The organism is Arthrobacter sp. YD4 (assembly GCF_030410515.1).
In the GTDB taxonomy this organism is placed as follows: Bacteria; Actinomycetota; Actinomycetes; order Actinomycetales; family Micrococcaceae; genus Arthrobacter.
In genome coordinates this window covers 248,598-269,236 of the sequence record NZ_JAUHHD010000004.1, presented here as the reverse complement: position 1 = coordinate 269,236, position 20,639 = coordinate 248,598, and the positions used below count along the sequence as shown (strand labels likewise).

Below are 20,639 nucleotides of genomic sequence, written 5' to 3'. Positions count from 1 at the left end.
TGCCGTGATTATGCCAGCAGGCGGCTTCCCTTTCGTGTGGAATTGCTTCCATGAAGCTGAATGCTTTGAAACTACGGTTCACCTTAGCGAACCACTAATCCATGCTCCACCTTGCCGTGGCGTTTGTGGAGCGCTTGTGTCCAGTCTCACGCGGGCCTGTGGCCGGGGTATCAGCCCCGGCCACAGGCCCGCGGAAGCGGGCTTCCTGGGCGGCGCGGCCGTCCTCGACGGAGGCCACCAGGGTGCGGACGGTGCAGCCGGTGCCCTGCTTGTGGTTGTAGCCGTACGGGCTGCCGTTGTTGAAGGACGGGCCGGCGATGTCGATGTGGGCCCAGGGGATCTGTTCCCCGTCCTTGCCCTTGCCGACGAATTCCTTCAGGAACACGGCGGCGGTCATCATGCCGCCGTGGCGTTCGCCGATGTTGGCGATGTCCGCCACCTGGGAGTCCAGGCTGGGGCGCAGTTCCTCGGGCAGTGGCATCGGCCAGACCAGCTCGCCGGCGCGGTCCGCGGCGGCCTTCAGGGCGCCGGTGACGGACTCGGAGCCCATGACGCCGGCGGTGCGGTTGCCCAGGGCGATCAGCTGCGCACCGGTGAGGGTGGCGACGTCGATGATGACGTCCGGGTGCTCCTCGCTGGCCGCGACGATGCCGTCCGCCATGACCAGGCGGCCCTCGGCGTCGGTGTTCAGCACCTCGACGGTCTTGCCGCCGAAGATGGTGAGGACGTCGGCGGGGCGCTGGGCCGCACCGGAGGGCATGTTCTCGGCGATGCAGAGCCAGGCGGTGGCCTTGACCGGCAGGCCCATCTCGGCCAGGGCCAGGACGGTGTTAAGGACGACGGCGGCGCCCGCCATGTCCGACTTCATCTCACCCATGCCCAGGTGCGGCTTGAGCGAGATGCCGCCGGTGTCGAACGTGATGCCCTTGCCCACCAGGGCAACCTTGGCGGTGGCCTTGGCCGGCGCGTACTCGACCTTGACCAGGCGCGGCTGGCGGGTGGAGCCCTTGCCGACACCCAGGATGCCGCCGAAGCCGTCCTTTTCGAGGCGCTTCTCGTCCCAGACGGTCACCTTGACCGGCAGGCCCTTGGCCAGGTCCTTGGCGGCCTCGGCGAAGGTCTCCGGGTAGAGGTGGCTCGGCGGCTGGTTGACCAGGGTGCGGGTGGCGTTGACGGCCTTGCCGATCAGCGCGGCGCGGTCCAGGGCCGGCTGCAGGAGGCCCTTGGTGGCGGCCAGGTCGGTGAGGATGCGCACGTTGCGGACCGGCTCCTTGAGCCCGTCCTTGGAGGAGCGGTGTTCGGTGTAGGCGTAGGCACCCATGGCCGCACCCTCGGCGATCGCGGCGACGGCGGCGGCGTCCGGGGCGGGCAGGGCCAGGGTCACGGTGCCCAGGCCGGCCAGCTGCCGGATGGCCGAGCCGGCGGCGCGGCGCAGGGCCTCCTCGCCCAGGGCGGTGCCGGGCGTGACCTTGCCGACGCCGGCGAGGACCAGGACCGGGGCTCCGGCCTCGGGCAGGCCGGGCAGGCGGTGTGCCTGGTCGGCGGCACCGGTGACGCCGAGGGCGGCCAGTGAGTCGGCGAGGGCCTCGGCGGCCTTGGCGGTCAACGGGTTCTCCAGCAGGACGGGGCCGTCGGTGCCCTGTCCGACGCCCACGACGAGGGCATCGGAGGGGGACTTCTTCACGTCTCCGGCGACGGCGCTCAGTTTGACTTCGGTATTCTTGACCACCAGGACAGTCCTCAATTCTCTGTGCTTCGTAAGCAGGGACTGCATGTTTGGCGCCCTGCCATGGGACCCGGGCCACCGGGAACGACGTACGTCCCGCCGGCATCACCCGGGCCGGCCCTCAGGCCAGCTTCGATCGTAGTCTCTTGCAGCGGCCGGAACCGCATTTTCTGAGACGTGGCCCACAGTGGGGGCAGGAATTAGCCCGGCGGCCGGGGCGTTGGACCTGACAAAGGACAAATGCCGCGGCGACGCGGGCCCTCCGCCCAAGGTACCGCAGCCCCGCCGGGCGCCCGCTGGGCCCGGCAGACGGCCCCGCTTGGGCCGCATGGAGGAAAGGAATACGTGATGGAACGGATAACAGGTTCCCTGCTGGATCCGGCAACGCTGTACGTCCGTGACGACGCGCTGTTCCACAGCCCCGAATTGAGGGGCCTTGATCTGCTGATGGGCTTCACCGGGTTCGCCGATGCCGGCCACGTGGTCCGGCAGATCACCACGGAACTGGTCGACAACCTGGACGCGGAGCTGGTGGCGGAGTTCGACGCCGATCAGCTGATGGACTACCGGTCCCGCCGCCCGCAGATCAGCTTCGTCGAGGACCACCTGCAGGACTACCAGGCGCCGCGGCTGTCCCTGTACCGGCTGCGCGACGGGCTGGGCAAACCCTTCCTCCTCCTCGCCGGGTTCGAACCGGACCTGCAGTGGGAGCGGTTCGCGCGCGCCGTCGTCGGCATCGTGGAGGAACTTGACGTCAACCTCACCGCCTGGATCCACTCCATCCCGATGCCGGTGCCGCACACCCGCCCGGTTGGCGTCACGGTCCACGGCAACCGCCCGGACCTGATCGAGGGCATCTCCGTCTGGAAGCCCACCGTTGAGGTTCCCGCGGCCATCGGCCACATCCTGGAGCTGCGCCTCGAGGCCGCGCACCGGGACGTGGCCGGCTACGTCATCCACGTCCCGCACTACCTGGCCGAGGCCGAATACCCGAACGCCGCCGTCGCCGGCCTGGAATATTTGGGCGCCGCGACCGCGCTGATGCTGCCCACCGACCGGCTCCGCGAGGCGGGCCGGGAGGTCGGCCGCCAGATCGCCGAGCAGATCGAGGCCTCCGAAGACGTCCAGCAGGTGGTGTCCCGGCTCGAGACCCGCTACGACGAGAAGGCCGAGGGTACGGTCCGCCGCTCGCTGCTGGCCGACGAGAACGACCAGCTGCCCAACGCGGACGACCTCGGCGCCGCCGTAGAGGCCTACCTGGCCCGTAAAGAACCCGGCGAATAAATAATCTTTATCCGTCGCGGGGGCATAATGGGGGAGTGACGTACCCCCGTGCCTGGCTCATCTGGATCATCGGGGTTTTCGCCTATCTGGTTGCCGTGAGCCAGCGCACCTCCTTCGGGGTCGTCGGCCTCGAAGCCACCGCCCGCTTCCACGCCAGCGCGGCCGAGATCTCCTTCTTCACCGTCCTGCAGCTGCTGGTCTATGCGGCGTTGCAGATTCCCGTGGGCATCCTGGTGGACCGTTTCGGGTCCCGGGCCATGCTCGCCGGCGGCGCCCTGCTGATGGGACTTGGCCAGCTCCAGCTCGCCTTCGCCGACAGCATCCCCGGCGGCGTGCTGGGCCGTGTCCTGGTGGGCGCGGGGGATGCGATGACGTTTGTCTCGGTGATCCGGCTCATCCCGCTCTGGTTCGCCGCCTCCCGGGTTCCGCTGCTGACCCAGCTCACCGGCATGTCCGGGCAGCTCGGCCAGCTCTTTTCCGTGGTGCCCTTCGCCTTGATCCTGCATTCCGCCGGCTGGACGCCCGCCTTCCTGACCCTCGCCGGCATGTCCGGGCTCGCCCTGGTCCTGACCGTGGTGCTGCTCCAGGACCTGCCGCCCGGGCACCCCGCTCCGGCTCCGGCCCAGGGGCTGCGCGCAACGGGGGTATCGCTCGGCGACGCCTGGCGGCAGCCGGGAACCCGGCTGGGCCTCTGGAGCCACTTCACCGTGCAGTTCAGCGGCACCGTCTTCGCGATGACGTGGGGCTACCCCTTCCTGATTTCCGCGCAGGGGCTGAACGCCGGGACGGTGTCCGCGCTGATGGCCCTCTATGTCGCCGCCGCGATCGTGGCCGGTCCGTTGATGGGGAGCTTCGTCGCGCGGCACCCGCTGCGCCGTTCCACCATGGTGCTGCTGATCTCCGGGGCCACCGCCGCCGCGTGGGCCGCGGTCCTGCTGCAGCCCGGGCGGTCGCCGCTGTGGCTGCTGGCCGTCCTGGTGGTCGTGCTGGCCATCGGCGGCCCGGGCTCCATGATCGGCTTCGACTTCGCCCGCACCTTCAACCCGGCCCACCGGATCGGGACCGCCACCGGCATCGTGAACGTGGGTGGTTTCATCGCCGCGCTGCTGGCGATCTTCCTGATCGGGCTCGCCCTCGACTTCCAGCACGGGGCGGGACTCTCGCCCGGCGGCCTCTACAGCCTGGACGCCTTCCGGGTGGCCCTCTGCGTGCATTTCGTCCTGCTGGGCGGCGGCGCGACGGCGATCCTCATCATCCGGCGCAAGGTCCGCCGGCAGATGGCCGCACAGGGCGTCGTGGTCCCGCCGCTGCGGGACGCGATCGCCCGGCAGCGACGCGTCGTGGCGGAACGACGGCGCGACGGCGGCACCGCCCGCTAGCTCCGGGGGCGATCCTCCCTTGCTGCTTATCCACATAGCGGCTCCGACCGGCTGACCGCGTGCGGTGCCCGGGGCGAAGCTGACGGCATGACAGCTCCCGATCACCTGACAATTTCCGGTCCCGCCGACGTTCTCGGTTTCATCCCGCACTCACTGGGCTATTGGCCGGCCAGCAGCGTGGTGGCTATGACCATGCAGGGAAAGCGCCTCGGCGCCACCCTCAGGGTCGACCTCCCCGGCCCCGGCCGATTCGACCGGGCGCACCTGCGGGCCTTCGCCCGTTCAGTTGCCGGCTACCTTGTGGCGGACCGGGACGCCGACGGCTCTCTCCTGGCCCTCTTCACCGCGCCGCCCCCGGAGGGCGAGGCCGCCGAACCGGGCCCCGTCAGCCACCCCGCGCCGCCGCAGCAGTCCGTCGACCGGCTGCTCCGGGAACTGGAGGCCGCGCTGGCCTCCGCCGGGCTGCCCGTCCGGGACGCCTGGATCGTGGGGGAGCGGTACTGGCGGAACGCCCACTGCTCTGACCCGGGCTGCTGCGCACCACCGGGCCGGCCCATCGAGGAGATCCGCGACAGCGTCCTCAGCGCCGAGATGGTGTTCCGCGGCAGCCGGGTGGGTGCGGCGCCGGGCTCCGCCGGTCCTGCCGGGTCGCCCGGATTGTCCGGGCCGGCGGGAATGGGCGGTTCGGCGGATCACAGCCGGCCGGGCCGGGACCCGGCCGGAGTGCTCTCGGTTGAGCGGGGCTTCCTCGACGGGTTCGGCACGCGCTGGCGGGACCGGCGGCAGTTCGAGGCGGTCCTCGACGTCTGGGAATGCGTCCTCGAGGGGCCACCGGCAGCACCTGATCGGGGTCCCGCGCCAAGCAGTGTTGCAGCCCAGACTGCGGGCGGGATGCCGGATGATCTGGCCGGCTACCTTCGGGCCACCCTGTGCGTGGCGTCCTGGCGGGATGCGGTGCTGGTCCTGGCCGCGGCCGGACGGCGGGCGGCCGTCGCCGGAGCGGAGGACTTCGGCCTGCTGGACGACGGGCCGGGTGCCGACCCCCTGCTGCCGGACGGAATGACCCGGCCCGCAAACATGACCCGGCCCGGAAACGCCCCGGCGGGAAGCCCCGGACCGGCCGTGCGGACCCTTCCGCCCCCGCCGGGGTATGGGGAGGTCCTCCTTGGCCTGGAGCCCGTCACTCCGGACTGGCGGCGGCTGTCGCGACTGGACGCTGTGCTGGATGTTCTCTCCACCTGCGGCGCCGGGGAGTCCCGGGCCGCAGCCCTCACCGGCCGCGGCTGGATCGAGTGGTGCCGGGGCCGCGGCTCCTACGCCGCGGCACTTTACGGCGCGGCCACCGCCGAGTACCCGGGGTATCGTCTCGCGGAGCTGCTGGGAGAGCTGGCGCGGCGCGGAACCCTTTGCGGCTGGGCGGCCAGGAAGGAGTCGGCCTGGCAGAAATTCGACCCGGACGCCGCCTAGCCCGGACGCCGGGCGGGCCCCTGATTCGGAAAAGCATGAGACAATGGAGGCCGAGACCCGGTTGGGTCCGTGTATCTGGTGTGTGTAGCGAACCTTGGAAACAGGGAACATTATGGTCGCTCCGGCAGTTCTACCTAGTGGCTCTGCTGGTCCCGATTTCACCTGATGGAAAACACGGACTTGACAGGGTCATAGTGGTGTTGCCCGTATGGCGATTCCACAGACCACCGCTAGAAAGGTTTTCTGTGACCCCGTCTTCCCAGAAGAAGGACCCCGCCGACCAGGCCGTCTTGTCCCCCGAGGAGAAGAAGGCGGCGGCGAATGCCAAGCGCGCCGCCACCCGTGCAGCGAACAAGGCTGCCAAGGATGCGGCCGCCGCCGCGGGCGACGACTCCGCCGCCGACGCCAAGCCTGCGCCCAAGAAGCGCGGCCCCAAGCCCGGCGCGAAGGCCGCCGCCGAGGCCGCCAACAAGTCCCAGGACGAGGACATTGACGAAGTTGAGGTCGACGAGGACCTCGACGATGTCACGCCCGACGCCACCGAACTGACCGAGGAGGGCGAGGAGGCGGCCGGCAAGACCGCCGCAGCCCCTACCGGATCCGGCTTCGTCTACTCCGACGCGGACGACGACGACGCCCCGGTCCAGCAGGTCATGTCCGCCGGCGCCACCGCCGACCCCGTCAAGGACTACCTCAAGCAGATCGGTAAGGTCGCCCTGCTGAACGCCGAGCAGGAAGTCGACCTCGCGCTCCGCATCGAGGCCGGCCTGTTCGCCGAGGAGAAGCTCGCCGCGGACGACGGATCCATGGATCCGAAGCTCAAGCGCGAACTCGAATACATCATCCACGACGGCAAGCGCGCCAAGAACCACCTGCTGGAGGCCAACCTCCGTCTCGTGGTCTCCCTGGCCAAGCGTTACACCGGCCGCGGCATGCTGTTCCTGGACCTGATCCAGGAAGGCAACCTGGGCCTGATCCGCGCTGTCGAGAAGTTCGACTACACCAAGGGCTTCAAGTTCTCCACCTACGCCACCTGGTGGATCCGCCAGGCCATCACCCGCGCCATGGCGGACCAGGCCCGCACCATCCGTATTCCGGTGCACATGGTCGAGGTCATCAACAAGCTCGCCCGCGTCCAGCGCCAGATGCTCCAGGACCTGGGCCGCGAACCCACGCCGGAAGAGCTGGCCCTCGAGCTGGACATGACGCCGGAAAAGGTCGTCGAGGTCCAGAAGTACGGCCGCGAACCCATCTCGCTGCACACCCCGCTGGGTGAGGACGGCGACTCCGAGTTCGGCGACCTGATCGAGGACTCCGAGGCCGTCGTCCCCGCCGACGCGGTGAGCTTCACTCTGCTGCAGGAACAGCTGCACTCGGTGCTGGACACCCTCTCCGAGCGCGAGGCTGGCGTCGTCGCCATGCGCTTCGGCCTGACCGACGGCCAGCCGAAGACTTTAGACGAAATCGGCAAGGTCTACGGCGTGACCCGCGAACGCATCCGGCAGATCGAATCCAAGACCATGTCCAAGCTGCGCCACCCGTCGCGGTCGCAGGTCCTCCGGGACTACCTGGACTAAGTCCCCGGCATCACCGCCGTCACTGCCGGCACACCACAGCGGGGCCGCGTCCCGCCCGGGCCCACCAGGGCCGGGCAAGGGCGGCCCCGCTGTCGTATGCCCCACTGTCGTACACCCCGCCGTCGTAATGCGCCGGGTGGCGCAGGGCTTCTTCCCGGGTGGCGCTGCCGGGTTATGCGCTCGGGTTAAACGACGAAGGACCCCTCCGCTGTGGAGGGGCCCTTCGCAGGTGGAGGTCTTAGTCGACCGGAACCGGTTCCTTTTCATTGAGGCGGCCCGTCTCGTCGTGCCAGTCGGAGCTGAGCGGGCGAAGGTTCGGTTCAACGGCGCGTGCGTGGTGGGCGCAGAAGAGAAGCTCACCGCCGGAGGCTCCGAGGACAACGCGGACATATGCCTGAGCTCCGCAACGGTCACACCGGTCAGCGGTAGTGAGTGTGCGGTCCGCAACTGCTGTGGTCATGTTCGGCCTCCTTAGTAGATCGATACGTCTATATAACCAGCATTCGCTCCCAATCCATGGCACGGATGGGCCACTTTCGCTGTGCGCGTATCACGTCCCCGTAACGGCGTGCGCCGGGCCACATTCCGGCGGGGAGTGGCAACCAAAAGAGCGGCCCGCGGCCGACTACCCTAGGAAGAGCGTATTTTCCGCGTTTCACCGAAGGAGTTCCCCACCCGTGGCACCAAGTTCTGATTACACCGCCCGGCACCTTTCCGTGCTGGAGGGCCTGGAGGCCGTCCGCAAACGCCCCGGCATGTACATCGGATCCACGGACTCGCGCGGCCTGATGCACTGCCTCTGGGAGATCATCGACAACTCCGTCGACGAGGCCCTGGCCGGCTTCGGCCACGACATCAAGATCATCCTGCACGCGGACAACTCGGTGGAGATCCACGACGACGGCCGCGGCATCCCGATCGACGTCGAACCCAAGACCGGCCTTACCGGCGTCGAGGTCGTCTTCACCAAGCTGCACGCCGGCGGCAAGTTCGGCGGCGGCTCCTACACCGCCTCCGGCGGCCTGCACGGCGTCGGCGCCTCCGTGGTCAACGCCCTCTCTTCCCGCCTGGACGTCGAGGTGGACCGCGGCGGCAAGACCTACAAGATGTCCTTCCGCCGCGGCGAACCGGGCCGCTTCAAGGACCCCGGCACCCGCCCCGACCCGGCCGCGGTCTTCGAGCCGTTCGTCGACGGCTCCGTGCTCGACGTCGTCGGCAAGGCCAAGCGCGGCGTCACCGGCACCCGCATCCGCTACTGGGCGGACCGGCAGATCTTCACCCCGGACGCTAAGTTCTCCTACGAGGACCTCACCGCCCGCGCCCGGCAGACTTCCTTCCTGGTGCCCGGCCTCAAGCTGACCGTGCGCGACGAGCGGAAGGTTCCGGGCACGCCCGGGGAGGCCGGCCCGCACGAGGAGGTCTTCCACCACGACGGCGGCATATCCGAATTCGTCGAATTCCTCGCCGCCGACCCTGCCGTCACCGACGTCTGGCGGCTGCACGGCGCCGGCAAGTTCAAGGAGACCGTCCCCGTCCTGGACGAGCGCGGCCACAGCCAGCTTGCCGAGGTCGAACGTGACTGCGAAGTTGATGTGGCCCTGCGCTGGGGTATCGGCTACGACAGCACGGTCCGCAGCTTCGTCAACATCATCTCCACCCCGAAGGGCGGCACCCACCAGTCCGGCTTCGAGCAGGCCCTGGTGAAGACCTTCCGCAAGGCCGTCGAGGCCAACGCCCGGAAGCTCAAGGCCGGCAACGACAAGCTGGAGAAGGACGACATCTTCGCCGGGCTCACCGCCGTGCTTACCGTCCGCCTGGCCGAACCGCAGTTCGAGGGCCAGACCAAGGAAATCCTCGGCACCTCCGCGGTCCGGGCGATCGTCGCGAAGGTGGTGGAGCGGGAAATCAACGCCAAGCTCACCTCCGCCAACCGCAACGACAAGGCCCAGTCGGCGCTGCTGCTGGAAAAGGTCGTCAGCGAGATGAAATCCCGCATCTCGGCCCGCGTCCACAAGGAAACCCAGCGGCGCAAGAACGCCCTGGAAACCTCCTCGATGCCGACCAAGCTGGCGGACTGCCGCACGGACGACGTCGAACGCTCCGAACTGTTCATCGTCGAGGGCGACTCCGCGCTCGGCACCGCCAAACTGGCCCGCTCCTCGGACTTCCAGGCGCTGCTGCCGATCCGCGGCAAGATCCTCAACGTCCAGAAGGCCTCGGTGGGGGACATGCTCTCCAACGCCGAATGCGCCGCGCTGATCCAGGTGGTGGGCGCGGGCTCCGGCCGCAGCTTCGACATCTCGGCCGCGCGGTACGGCAAGGTCATCCTGATGACCGACGCCGACGTCGACGGCGCCCACATCCGCACGCTGCTGCTGACGCTGTTCTTCCGCTACATGCGGCCCATGATCGACGAGGGCCGCGTCTTCGCCGCCGTCCCGCCCCTGCACCGGGTGGAGGTCATCAACGCAGGCCAGAAGGCCAACGAGATGATCTACACCTACTCGGAGGCCGAGCTGCACCAGCTGCTGGGCCGGCTCGCGAAGGAAGGCAAGCGCTACAAGGAACCAATCCAGCGCTACAAGGGCCTGGGCGAGATGGACGCCGAGCAGCTCGCGGAGACCACCATGGACCCGCGGCACCGCACCCTGCGGAAGGTCCGGGTGGAGAACGCCCGCCAGGCCGAGGAGATCTTCGACCTGCTGATGGGCTCCGACGTCGCCCCGCGCAAGGACTTCATCATCGCGGGCGCCGCCAGCCTGGACCGGGAACGCATCGACGCCTAAGGCGCAAGGGTCGAAGACGCCGCCCGCATCAGCTCAGCCGAGCAGGCCTGGCACAATGAGCAGCGCCGTCGGCGCCGCGAGCAGCAGGATGCAGGCGGCCAGCACGGCGTAGCGCAGCCCCTGCGGAAGTGGCGGCTGGGGCGAGAGCAGCCGGCTGACCCGGGTCGCCGTCGTCACCATGGCACCCGCCCCGCCGGTGGCTCCGGGCTGGGCGCTGTCCGCCTCGGAACTGCCGAAGGCCATCCGCGCCGCCGGTGCCGCGCCGGGTCCGGTGCCCGTGGCCGAGCCGCTGGCCACGATGGCGATGGCCTTGATCAGCGTGGCCTTGCTCTCGGTCTTGAGCGCGACGTCGTCGGCCAGCATCTCGATCAGTGAATTGACCGCCTCCTGGGCCAGCCGGGTGGTTGGCAGCCAGGGCAGGGCCTGGCGCCAGGCGGCAAAGGCCCAGAGGAGCAGGTGGTGCCGCTGGCTGAGGTGGGCGTTCTCGTGGCTGAGTACCGCCCGCAGCTCGCCGGGTTCCAGCGCCGCCATGAGGCCGTCGGAGAGGACAGTCACGGAGCGGGCGCCGCCGGGCAGGCAGTAGGCCACCGGAGAGTCGTGGCTGATCACCATGGTCCGGGCGGCTTCCGCCGACGGGGACGCCAGCAGGGCCAGGAGCTCACGGTGCCGCCGGCGCTGCCGCTGGATCTTGTAATAGGTCAGCAGCAGCGTGAAGACCAGGTGGGCGCTCAGCAGTGCGGCCGCGGACAGCGCGAAGATGTGCCAGAAGCCCAGATCGGTGGTGGGTTCGTTGCGGAAGACCATGCCCGCGAGGCCGCGCAGGCCGGCGATCAGGTTGTCTCCGATGGGTTCCAGCCCGTAGACCAGCATGGCGCCGATCATGGACAGGCCGCCGGCGAGGGCGATCGCCTGCCAGAGCAGCATCGCCGTCGACGGGGAACGGGCGGGCCATTGGGCGCGCGAAAGCAGGATAGGCACCGGCCACGCCAGCGCTATCGCCAGGACCGCCAGAAAATATGAGGTCCAGAACACCGCTGTTAGTTGTGGTCCAGCAGTTTGCGCAAGGTCTCGGCCTCGGTGGGGGAGACGGAGCCGATGAAGCGGGCCAGGACGGCCTCACGGTCCGGTGCGGAGCCGAGGACCTCGTGCATCAGTTCGGCGGTGTGGTCCGCGCGGCTGGACACGGCCTGGTAGCGGTGCGGGCGGGTGCCGCGTTCGCGCTCCACCAGGCCCTTGCGCTCCAGCCGGGAGAGGACCGTCAGGACCGTGGTGACGGCCAGGTCCTTGCCCTCGTGGCCCTCGGTACCGCCGGGCGCGCGGGTGCTTGTGGCCAGCAGGTCGCGCAGGGTGTTGGCCGTCGCGGCCTCCTGTCCTGCCCAGAGCAGGTCCATGACCGCCCGTTCCAGTTCCCCAAGACTTGCCATTGCCTGTGTCCTTCTAAGATGCCTCCCTGCCGGCGGCTGCCGCGGGAGGACGTTAATTACTTCAGCTTTCAATTTACCGTTTTTTCGCCCGACTTTCTACATGCAGTAGAACAGGGCCCCGGCGTGTCACTGTGGGGTCGAGTGCGGGGACCGGCGGCGGTCCGTTGTGGCCCGGGGTGAGCCGTGCCACGCTGGGTGCGTACGGTCCGGCCAATGTTCTACACTCTGTAGAAGTAGCAATTCTACGAACTGTAGAAAACTCTCGGGAACCTAGCCAAAGGGACTGCCATGGACGCCTTGGAAATTGCACGCTGGCAATTCGGGATCACCACCGTCTATCACTTCATGATGGTGCCGCTGACGACCGGCCTGGGCCTGGTGGTGGCGGTGATCCAGACCCTCTGGTACCGCACCGGCAAGCCCGAATACCTCCGCATGACCAAGTTCTGGGGCAAGCTGTTCCTGATCAACTTCATCATGGGCGTCGCCACCGGCATCGTGCAGGAATTCCAGTTCGGCATGGCCTGGAGCGAGTACAGCCGCTTCGTCGGGGACGTCTTCGGCGCCCCGCTGGCCCTCGAGGCGCTGCTCGCGTTCTTCGTCGAGTCCACCTTCCTGGGCCTCTGGATCTTCGGCTGGAAGCAGCTCAAGCGCGGCGTCCACCTGGCCTGCCTCTGGATTGCTGTCATCGGCTCCGCGCTCTCGGCCTACTTCATCATCGTGGCCAACAGCTGGATGCAGCACCCGGTAGGTGTCGAGATGATCAACGGCCGCCCGGTCATGACCGACGCGTGGGCCGTGTTCACCAACAACACGGCCCTCGTGGCCGTGCCCCACACGCTCTTCGGCGCCCTCGCCGTCGCCGGCGCGTTCCTGCTCGGCATCGCCTGGTACCACCTGTGGCGCCGCCGGTATGACGGGATCGACACGGTCGGTGCCGACGGCCGGGTCATCCCCGGCGAGTCCACCGTCCCGGGCCGCGACCGTGCCGACCACGCCGTCTGGATCCGCTCGCTGCGGATCGGCGCCGTCGTCGCCATGATCTCCTTCGCCGGCACCGCCGTCACCGGCGACCTGCAAGGGAAGCTGATGTTCGTCCAACAGCCCATGAAGATGGCCGCCGCGGAGGCCGCCTGCCACGACGGGACCGGCTTCTCCATCCTGAGCATCGGCAACGTCGGCTCCAAGAACTGCGACGACGTCGTCGCCGTCATCGAGGTGCCGGGCCTGCTCTCCTTCCTGGCCAAGGGCGACTTCAGCACCGAGGTCAAGGGCGTCAACAGCCTGCTGGAACAGTACAAGGCCGACTACGGCACCCACCTGCCGGACAGCCCCATCTACGGCGACCGCGCCGGCAAGGAAATCCAGTACGTCCCCGTCATGGAGGTCACCTACTGGGGCTTCCGGATGATGATCGGTTTCGGCGGCCTCGCCGCGGCCGCTGCCGCCGCCGCGCTCTGGGCCACCCGCAAGGGCACCGTTCCGGCCTCCCGCGGCCTGATGCGGCTGGCCGTCTTCGGCATCCTGGCCCCCTTCGGCGCCAACGCCGCCGGCTGGATCTTCACCGAGATGGGCCGCCAGCCCTTCGTCGTCGCGCCCAACCCGGACGCCAGCGGCATCGACCAGGTCTTCATGTTCACCGCCGCCGCCGTCTCCCCGGGGGTGTCCGCCGGGGAACTGATCACCTCGCTGGTGGTGCTGACCGCCGTCTACGCGCTCCTGCTGGTGGTGGAGGTGAAGCTGCTGGTCAAGTACGTCCGCGGCGGCGTGGTGTCCGCCATGCCGGAGCTCGCGCACGTCCCGGCGGACGAGAACGAGGACAAGACGCCCCCGGGCGGCACTCCCGGAACGCCGGGCGCCGACGACGTCCTGGCCTTCGCCTACTGAGCGCCCCGCCCACCCGTACCCGACCCGATACTGACAGAGGACACCCCGCATGGAACTGCTCCCCACGACCTGGTTCATCGCCATTGCGGTGCTGTGGACCGGCTACCTCTTCCTCGAAGGCTTCGACCTGGGCGTCGGCATGCTGATGAAGCTCTTCGCCCGGAACAACACCGAGCGCCGCGTGCTGCTGAACACCATCGGACCGGTGTGGGACGGCAACGAGGTCTGGCTGCTGACCGCGGGCGGGGCCACCTTCGCGGCCTTCCCGCTTTGGTACGCCTCGCTCTTCTCCGCCCTGTACCTGCCGCTGCTGCTGGTGCTGGTGGCGCTGATCTTCCGGGCCGTGGCCTTCGAGTACCGCGGCAAGGTGGACACCCCGCAGTGGCGCGCCCGCTGGGACTGGGCGATCGCCCTCGGCTCCCTGGTGGCGGCCTTCGGCGTCGGGGCCGCCCTGGGCCTGACCACCACCGGCCTGCCGGTGAATGCCAACGGTGACCGCGTGGGCGGCCCCTTCGCCTGGTTCAACGCCTACGCCGTGCTCGGCGGGCTCGCCGTCGTCGGCTTCTCCCTGGTCCACGCGCTGGCGTTCCTGGCGTTGAAGACCGACGGCGAGGTCCGGCACCGGGCGCGGCAGTGGTTCGTCCGGCTGCTGCCGGTGCTCCTCCTGCCCATCGCCGGCTGGGCGGTCGTCTTGCAGTTCCAGGGCGGCAGGGCCTGGACCATCGTCGCCGTGGTGGCCGCCGTCGTCGCGGCCGCCGCAGCCTGGAACTTCGCCCGCGGCGGCGCCGAGGGCAAGGCATTCCTCTCCCTGGGCGTCTTCCTGGTCCTCGGCACCGCCTCGGTGTTCGGCGCCGCGTTCCCGGTGGTGCTGCCCTCCACCCTGGACCCGGCCTTCAACCTGACCATCTCCAACGCCTCCTCCTCGGACTACACACTGGGCCTGATGACGATCGTCGCCTGCGTCGGCCTGCCGCTGGTGCTCGCCTACCAGGCCTGGACCTACTGGGTGTTCCGGCGCCGGGTCAGCAGCGCCCACATCCCGGAGGCGCACAGCTTCCTGCCCGCCATCGCCTCCCGGGCCCTGGCGCCCAAGGACTAGGTGCCGATGAGACCGCAGTTCCCCTCCGGCCCCGCCACCCGCTCCGCGCTCTACCTGCTGGGGCTCCTCGCCGCCCTGAAGGCCCTGTCCCTGGTGCTGATGGGCCAGGCGGTCGCCGCCATGCTGACGGGACTGGCCGGCCACCAGGAGGCGTGGGCCGAACAGTTGGGCTGGGGCCTGGCGGGCGTGGTGCTGAGGGCACTCACTACATGGGGACAGGCCGTCGCCGCGCGCCGTGCCGCGCTGGGGGTCAAGGAGGAGCTGCGCTCGCAGCTGCTGGAACGGGCCCTGCAGACGGGGACCCGGTCAAGCGGGCCGTCCGACGGCGGGCTGGCGGTGCTCGCCACGCGCCGTCTGGACGCGCTGGATAACTACTACACGCAGTTCCTGCCGGCGCTGGTCAACTGCGCGGCCATCCCGCTGCTGCTGGGCGCCCGGATTCTCCTCGCCGACTGGGTCAGCGCCGTGGTGATCGTCCTGACCGTGCCCCTGGTGCCGCTGTTCATGATCCTGATCGGCCGGTACACGGAGGAACGGGTCCGGGAGGCGCAGTCCACGCTGGCCCGGCTCTCCGGCCACATGCTGGAACTGGCCAAGGGACTGCCCGTGCTGGTGGGCCTTGGCCGGGCCAGTGCCCAGCGCAAGGCACTGGAGGACATCTCCGAGGAATACCGGACCCGGACCATGGGTACCCTGCGCACCGCGTTCCTCTCCGCCCTGGCGCTGGAACTCATCGCCACCCTGTCCGTGGCCGTCGTGGCGGTCTTCATCGGCGTCCGCCTGGTCCACGGGGAGATGGGCCTCGAGGCCGGCCTGCTGGCCCTGATCCTCGCCCCCGACTGCTACCTTCCGCTGCGCGAACTCGGCACCGCGCACCACGCCAGCGACGAGGGCCGTGCCGCGCTCGCCGACACCACCGAAGTGCTGGATGCGCCCCGGCCGGAGCCGCTGCTGCCGGCGGACGGCACTCCGGCTGGCGCTGTCGCTGTGCCTCCCGTTGTCGCCGTCAGCGGGCTGAGGGTGCGCTACCCGGGCCGGGACGGCGACGCCGTCGGGCCGCTGGACTTCACCGCACCCGCGGGACGCATCACGGCCCTCGATGGCCCCAGCGGCGCCGGCAAGAGCACCATCCTGGGCGTGCTGGCGGGCACCCTCGCTGCGGACGCCGGGACGATCCTGGAAGGCCGCGTGTCCGGGTATGCGGCCGCCGACGTGGCGTGGGTGCCGCAGCACCCGGTCATGGTGGCCGACACGGTGCTGGATGAGGTGCTGCTGTACCTGGGCGGCGAGGACACGGCCCCGGAGGACGCGTCCCGCGAGGCCGAGGCCAAGGCTATGGCTAAGACTGAGGCGCGGCGCTGCCTTGCCGCCTGCGCGGCGGAACACCTGGCCGCGAAGCACCCCGCTGAGCTGAGTCCCGGCGAGTTGCGCCGAGTGGCCGTGGCCCGCGGCCTCGCACGGATCGCCGCCGGCGCCACCGTCCTGCTGCTGGATGAACCCACAGCGCACCTGGATCGGACCTCCGCCGACGCCGTCAGCGCCGCCCTCACCGGGTTGCGCGGCCGGGCCACCGTGCTGCTGGTGGCCCACGACCGGCAGACCCGCGAACTGGCGGATACCGTGGTGCGGATCGGCGCTGCCGCTTCCGACGGCGGTACGGCCGACGGCTCTAGGGCCGGCGGCGGTGCCGTAAAGGCATCGGCTGGCCCCGCACCGGCTGTCCCATCAACCGCGGCCGTATCCAGCGTGGCCATAGCCAGTCCACCTCCTGCGAACCGCCTCGCCGCGCGCGCCGACCTGGCCGCCAGGGGCCGTCCGGAACCCTCCGATGGCCTGAATCCCGACCGCGTGGATCAAGCTGAAAACCCCCCGGCCCCCGAAGGGACCCCCGGCGCCATCGCGCGGCTTGGGAGGCTGCTGGCGCCGGTGGCCGGGCGGTTCACCGCCGCCGGCGTCGTGGGCGTGCTGGCCGCCCTGTTCGCCGTCGCCCTCGCCGGCCTCTCCGGCTGGCTCATCATCCGCGCCAGCGAGCAGCCGCCTATCCTCTACCTGCTGACCGCGATCGTGGGGGTGCGCTTCTTCGGCGTGGGCCGGGCCGCGCTGCGCTACGCCGAACGGCTGCTGCTCCACGACGCCGTCTTCACCGCCCTGACCCGGCTCCGGGGCGAGCTGTGGGAGTCGCTGAGCCGCCGCGCCCTGTCACTGCGGCGCCTGCTGCAGGGTGGCAACGTCCTGGGTGCCGTGGTCGACGATGTCGACACCGTCCGGGACCTGCTACCCCGCGTGGTGCTGCCGCCGCTGACCGCCGTCGCCGTCGCAGCCGCAGCCCTCACCGGGGTGGGGCTCCTGCTCCCGGAGGCACTCCCGGCGGTGGCCGCAGCCGCCATCGCCAGCCTGGTGGCCGCCCCGGCGCTGGCCCTCTACGCCGACCGCAGGTCCGCCAGCGCCGAGCAGCGCCTGCGCTCGGGCGTGCTCCGCCGGGTGGCCGCCGCCCTGGACGCGCGCGCCGAACTCCACGCCAACGGCGTCGGCGGTCCCGTGCTGGCCGCCATCCGGCGCGATGACCGGGCAGCCACGGACGCGGTCCGGCGCTCCGCCGTGGCCGAGGGGCTGGGACACGCCTTGACGGTCCTGGCCTGCGGATCTGCCGCGCTGGGTTGTGCCCTGCTGGCCGCCCCGCAGGCCCTCGCCGGGTCCGCCCAGCCGGCCGTGGTGGCGGTGGTGGTGCTGCTCCAACTGGCGCTGATCGAACCCTACGCGGCGATGACGACGGCGGTCCGGCAGTACCCCGCGCTCCGCACCGTGCTGCGGCGGATCGGGGAGTCGGGCGTCCTGGAAGCGGACCGGGGCACGTCCGGCGCCGGCGGTCCCGACGGCGGCCTGATGGCGCTGACGCCGCGGCAGGACGGCCGTCCCGGCCTGGCCGCCGTGGACCTGGCCGCGGCCTGGCCGGGCGGTCCGGCGGTGTTCGAGGGCCTGTCCGCGACGGCGGAACCTGGCCGCTGGCTCGCCGTCACGGGCGGATCCGGCTCCGGTAAGTCCACGCTGCTGGCCGTCCTGCTGGGGTTCCTCCCGGCCGCCGGCGGCGAACTGAGGCTGACCGGCCGCGCCGCCTGGTGCCCGCAGGAGGCCCACCTGTTCGACTCGACCATCCGCGGCAACCTCATGCTGGGATTGCCCGGGGGAACCCGCCCAAGCGATGGCACCGCCGAGGGTGCGGCCGAGGGTGCACCTGACGGATCGCCTGACAGGGCGGCCGTTGAGCGCCGCCTGAGGGACGCGGTGTCCGCCGTCGGCCTGACGCCGCTGCTGGCCCGCCTGGACCGTGGACTGGACACCCCCGTCGGCCCGGGCGGGGCCTTCCTCAGCGGCGGCGAACGCCAGCGCCTGGCCGTGGCCCGCACCCTGCTGACCGGGGCCGACATCATCCTGCTCGACGAGCCCACCGCCCACCTGGACGCCGAGGCCGGCCCCGCACTGCTGGCCGAACTGCGGCGCGGGCTGCGTGAGCGGACGGTCGTCCTGGTCACCCACAACCCGGACGACGTCGACCCCGCCGACGCAAGGCTGGACCTGGACGACAACGCCGCTGTGCGGGAACCGGCCGGAGTGAGCGGCCGGGCCTGACGCCCGTCTCCGGCGGGGCCTGACGCCCGTCACCGGGCCGGGCCAGGTGCTCAGCCCGAGGAAGCGACCGCGAAGAGCCCTGCCACGCCGGCCAAGTACAGCACCAGGACCACCAGCGAGTCCACACCCATGCCCAGCACCCGGCGCGCCGGGCGGAACAGCAGCCCCAGCATGTAGACCAGCGTCAGCAGGATGGCCAGCGCCGTCAGATAGATGTCCGAGGCGTGGGCCTGGGGGAGGACCGGCGTACCCGAGATCAGGACGGCCACGAGGAACAGCACCGGCAGGAAGGCGTTGCCGCCGAAGATGTCGCTGACCGCCAGTTGGAAGTCACCCTGCCGGACCGAGGCCAGGCCGGTGGAGATTTCCGGCAGGGAGGTGGCCAGGGCCAGGAACGTCGCGCCGAAGAGGACGCCGGACAGTCCGATCTGGCCGGCGATCGCGTCCCCGCTGCGCTCCAGCAGCACGCCGGATCCCAGCGTGGCAGCCGCCGCGACCAGGAAGATCCCCAGCGCCTTGCCGGTGCCGGTCTTATTCCGGGACGACCCGGCGTCGGACCGTCCCGACGTCTGCGACGAATCCTGCGCCGAGGCCTTCGCGTGGCCCTTGGGCGCGGACTGCCCATCGGGGGCCTGACCCTGGGCGTGCCAGGGCAGCGACTTCTGCGACCGCTGCACCAGGAGCAGGCCCAGCAGCCAGATCACGGCGATCAGCACCGCGGCCGGGGTGAGCCGGAACAGGACCAGCCCCGGAGGCATCTGGCTCCCGGCGATGACCACGCCCAGCACACCCACCACCGTGATGGCCTCGATGACCAGGGTCAGCGACGCCGCGCGGTAACTCAGCGGCTTGCCGCCCTTGGTTCCGACGACGTCGAGGACGACCAGGACCACCGTCTGGATGGCGATGCCACCGAGGATGTTGCCGACCGCCACGCCCACATTCCCGGCCAGGGCGGCGCTGACGGTAATGGCGATCTCCGGCAGGTTCGTGGCCAGCGCCAACAGGATCAACCCGCCCAGGGCCGAGCCCAGCCGAAAGCGGGCATCGAGCACATCCGTCTGTTTGGACAACTGGATGCCGGCCACCCAAATCACGGCGGCGGCCCCGGCGAAGATCAAGGCCAAGGCCCACAGCGGCAACGACTCCATCACGTGCTCCCATCCCGGCCGGAGGAACACCCGGCCACAGCTCCCACGGCCTGGCGCCGCGTAGATCGTCAGGCTACTTACTCTATGACCAGTACCCTGGGAGGGAGCCGGGAGCCGCCCACTGCTGGAGCGGACCCGAGGGGTCGGATAGCCTGACCCGATGATGAGCCATGACGACATTGACGCCGTTGACGCCCGCCAGGCTCTGGATGGCCGGCTGTCCTGGCGCCCAGCGGGGCCCGGCGACCTGGACGCCTGGGCGGCGCTGATCGCCCGGACCGCCGCCGTCGAACACCCCGTCTGGTACGAACGCCGCGAAGACCTGGCGCAGATCCTGTCCTCCCGGCAGAACCCGGCCGCCGCGAACACCATCCTTGGTTTCGACGGGCAGGGAACCGCGCGCGCCTACGGCCGGCTGACGAAGAACACCGACGGCGGGAAGGCCGTCGGGTTCGGCTGCGTGGATCCCGATTGGCAGGGCAGCGGGGTGGGCGGCGGCGTCCTGGCCTGGCTGGAGGAGCGGACCCGGCGGCGCTTTGCCGACGACGCCGAAGCAAACGTGGAACCGGCAACCCCCAGGCTCCGCCTCCACTCCGAGGAAGCACATGCCCGAGAGGCCCGGCTCTTCGAACGGCACGGCTATCGGGTGGTCCGCTACTACAACGAGATGCACCGCCCCCTGACGGACCCACTGCCCGCTTATCGCCTCGGCGGCGGGCTCGAGCTGGCCGACTTCGGTCCCGCGCTGCACGAGGAGGTGCGGCAGGCCCACAACGACGCCTTCCGCGACCACTGGGGCAGCGAACCGCGCGACGAGGAGGCTTGGGGCTTTGTCGTGAACGACCCGTTGGCCCGGCCGGACCTGAGCTGCGTGGTCCTGGACGCCGACAACGGCCGGGTCGCCGGCTACCAGCTGGCCAGCCACGACCCGGACATCGCCGTCGAACGCGGCTTCACCGAGGGGTACACGGACCTGCTCGGGGTCCGCCGGGACTACCGCGGCCGGGGCATCGCCCGGGCGCTGCTGGCCGAGGCGATGCGCCGCTTCGCCGCGGCGGGCATGGACAAGGCCTCTCTCGACGTCGACTCCGAAAACCCCACCGGCGCCCTGGCGCTCTACACCGCCCTGGGCTACCGGGCCGTCAACCGCAGCATGGCCTGGGACAAGGAGCTCTGAGCCCCGCGGAGGCGTAAAATCCTAAGTGGGGGAAGGGCCTGGAAAGGGATATCAC

Annotated in this window: 14 protein-coding genes; 9 read left to right on the top strand and 5 right to left on the bottom strand. The window is 70.3% G+C overall.

Going from position 1 to position 20,639, the window contains the following annotated elements:
* Positions 1-94: 94 nt before the first annotated feature.
* A complete protein-coding gene (locus tag QWJ39_RS12430; protein ID WP_290258146.1) occupies positions 95-1,729 on the bottom strand; it encodes a leucyl aminopeptidase in 1,635 nt (544 codons plus the stop codon).
* Between the two features lie 342 nt (positions 1,730-2,071).
* Between QWJ39_RS12430 and QWJ39_RS12425 the strand changes: the two genes are divergently transcribed.
* From QWJ39_RS12425 to QWJ39_RS12410, 4 genes are all read left to right on the top strand, one after another.
* Positions 2,072-3,010, top strand: a complete 939-nt coding sequence (locus QWJ39_RS12425; protein WP_290258145.1) for a PAC2 family protein — start codon at positions 2,072-2,074, stop codon at positions 3,008-3,010.
* A 35-nt stretch (positions 3,011-3,045) separates the two neighbouring features.
* Positions 3,046-4,389, top strand: coding sequence for an MFS transporter (locus tag QWJ39_RS12420; protein ID WP_290258144.1), 1,344 nt, complete (start codon positions 3,046-3,048; stop codon positions 4,387-4,389).
* Between the two features lie 87 nt (positions 4,390-4,476).
* Positions 4,477-5,856, top strand: coding sequence for a DUF4192 family protein (locus QWJ39_RS12415; protein WP_290258142.1), 1,380 nt, complete (start codon positions 4,477-4,479; stop codon positions 5,854-5,856).
* Positions 5,857-6,101: 245 nt separating this feature from the next.
* A complete protein-coding gene (locus tag QWJ39_RS12410; RefSeq protein ID WP_290258141.1) occupies positions 6,102-7,433 on the top strand; it encodes an RNA polymerase sigma factor in 1,332 nt (443 codons plus the stop codon).
* Positions 7,434-7,671: 238 nt separating this feature from the next.
* Here the strand turns inward: QWJ39_RS12410 and QWJ39_RS12405 are convergent, their stop codons facing one another.
* Entirely contained in the window at positions 7,672-7,893 is a 222-nt protein-coding gene (locus QWJ39_RS12405) for a hypothetical protein (RefSeq protein WP_290258140.1), read from the bottom strand.
* Positions 7,894-8,110: 217 nt separating this feature from the next.
* Here QWJ39_RS12405 and QWJ39_RS12400 point away from each other — a divergent pair, with 217 nt between their 5' ends.
* Positions 8,111-10,219 carry a DNA topoisomerase IV subunit B gene (locus QWJ39_RS12400; protein WP_290258139.1) on the top strand — a complete coding sequence of 703 codons (2,109 nt, stop codon included), beginning with the start codon at positions 8,111-8,113 and terminating at the stop codon, positions 10,217-10,219.
* A 33-nt stretch (positions 10,220-10,252) separates the two neighbouring features.
* On the opposite strand, the gene QWJ39_RS12395 is transcribed toward QWJ39_RS12400, so the two are convergent.
* Both QWJ39_RS12395 and QWJ39_RS12390 read right to left on the bottom strand, forming a co-directional pair.
* Entirely contained in the window at positions 10,253-11,251 is a 999-nt protein-coding gene (locus tag QWJ39_RS12395) for a M56 family metallopeptidase (protein ID WP_290258138.1), read from the bottom strand.
* Between the two features lie 5 nt (positions 11,252-11,256).
* Positions 11,257-11,643, bottom strand: a complete 387-nt coding sequence (locus QWJ39_RS12390; RefSeq protein WP_290258137.1) for a BlaI/MecI/CopY family transcriptional regulator — start codon at positions 11,641-11,643, stop codon at positions 11,257-11,259.
* A 288-nt stretch (positions 11,644-11,931) separates the two neighbouring features.
* Between QWJ39_RS12390 and QWJ39_RS12385 the strand changes: the two genes are divergently transcribed.
* From QWJ39_RS12385 to cydD, 3 genes are read left to right on the top strand one after another with little or no spacing between them, the layout of a single operon-like run.
* On the top strand, positions 11,932-13,530 hold the full coding sequence (locus QWJ39_RS12385; protein ID WP_290258136.1) for a cytochrome ubiquinol oxidase subunit I: 1,599 nt from the start codon (positions 11,932-11,934) through the stop codon (positions 13,528-13,530).
* A 49-nt stretch (positions 13,531-13,579) separates the two neighbouring features.
* Entirely contained in the window at positions 13,580-14,629 is a 1,050-nt protein-coding gene (gene cydB, locus QWJ39_RS12380; protein WP_290258135.1) for a cytochrome d ubiquinol oxidase subunit II, read from the top strand.
* A gap of 6 nt (positions 14,630-14,635) precedes the next feature.
* Positions 14,636-18,256 (top strand): thiol reductant ABC exporter subunit CydD, encoded by a 3,621-nt coding sequence (gene cydD, locus QWJ39_RS12375; protein WP_290258134.1) that lies wholly within the window; start codon positions 14,636-14,638, stop codon positions 18,254-18,256.
* Between the two features lie 50 nt (positions 18,257-18,306).
* Here the strand turns inward: cydD and QWJ39_RS12370 are convergent, their stop codons facing one another.
* Positions 18,307-19,407, bottom strand: a complete 1,101-nt coding sequence (locus QWJ39_RS12370; protein WP_290258133.1) for a sodium:calcium antiporter — start codon at positions 19,405-19,407, stop codon at positions 18,307-18,309.
* 160 nt (positions 19,408-19,567) lie between these two features.
* Between QWJ39_RS12370 and QWJ39_RS12365 the strand changes: the two genes are divergently transcribed.
* Entirely contained in the window at positions 19,568-20,584 is a 1,017-nt protein-coding gene (locus QWJ39_RS12365; RefSeq protein WP_290258132.1) for a GNAT family N-acetyltransferase, read from the top strand.
* Positions 20,585-20,639: the final 55 nt, after the last annotated feature.

What these genes read in the sequence shown, in the direction of transcription:
- cydB (WP_290258135.1), top strand. Translation starts at nt 13,580, where the DNA reads ATGGAACTGCTCCCCACGACCTGGTTCATCGCCATTGCGGTGCTGTGG.
- QWJ39_RS12370 (WP_290258133.1), bottom strand. Translation starts at nt 19,407, where the DNA reads ATGGAGTCGTTGCCGCTGTGGGCCTTGGCCTTGATCTTCGCCGGGGCC.
- QWJ39_RS12390 (WP_290258137.1), bottom strand. Translation starts at nt 11,643, where the DNA reads ATGGCAAGTCTTGGGGAACTGGAACGGGCGGTCATGGACCTGCTCTGG.
- QWJ39_RS12405 (WP_290258140.1), bottom strand. Translation starts at nt 7,893, where the DNA reads ATGACCACAGCAGTTGCGGACCGCACACTCACTACCGCTGACCGGTGT.
- QWJ39_RS12365 (WP_290258132.1), top strand. Translation starts at nt 19,568, where the DNA reads ATGATGAGCCATGACGACATTGACGCCGTTGACGCCCGCCAGGCTCTG.
- QWJ39_RS12415 (WP_290258142.1), top strand. Translation starts at nt 4,477, where the DNA reads ATGACAGCTCCCGATCACCTGACAATTTCCGGTCCCGCCGACGTTCTC.
- cydD (WP_290258134.1), top strand. Translation starts at nt 14,636, where the DNA reads ATGAGACCGCAGTTCCCCTCCGGCCCCGCCACCCGCTCCGCGCTCTAC.
- QWJ39_RS12385 (WP_290258136.1), top strand. Translation starts at nt 11,932, where the DNA reads ATGGACGCCTTGGAAATTGCACGCTGGCAATTCGGGATCACCACCGTC.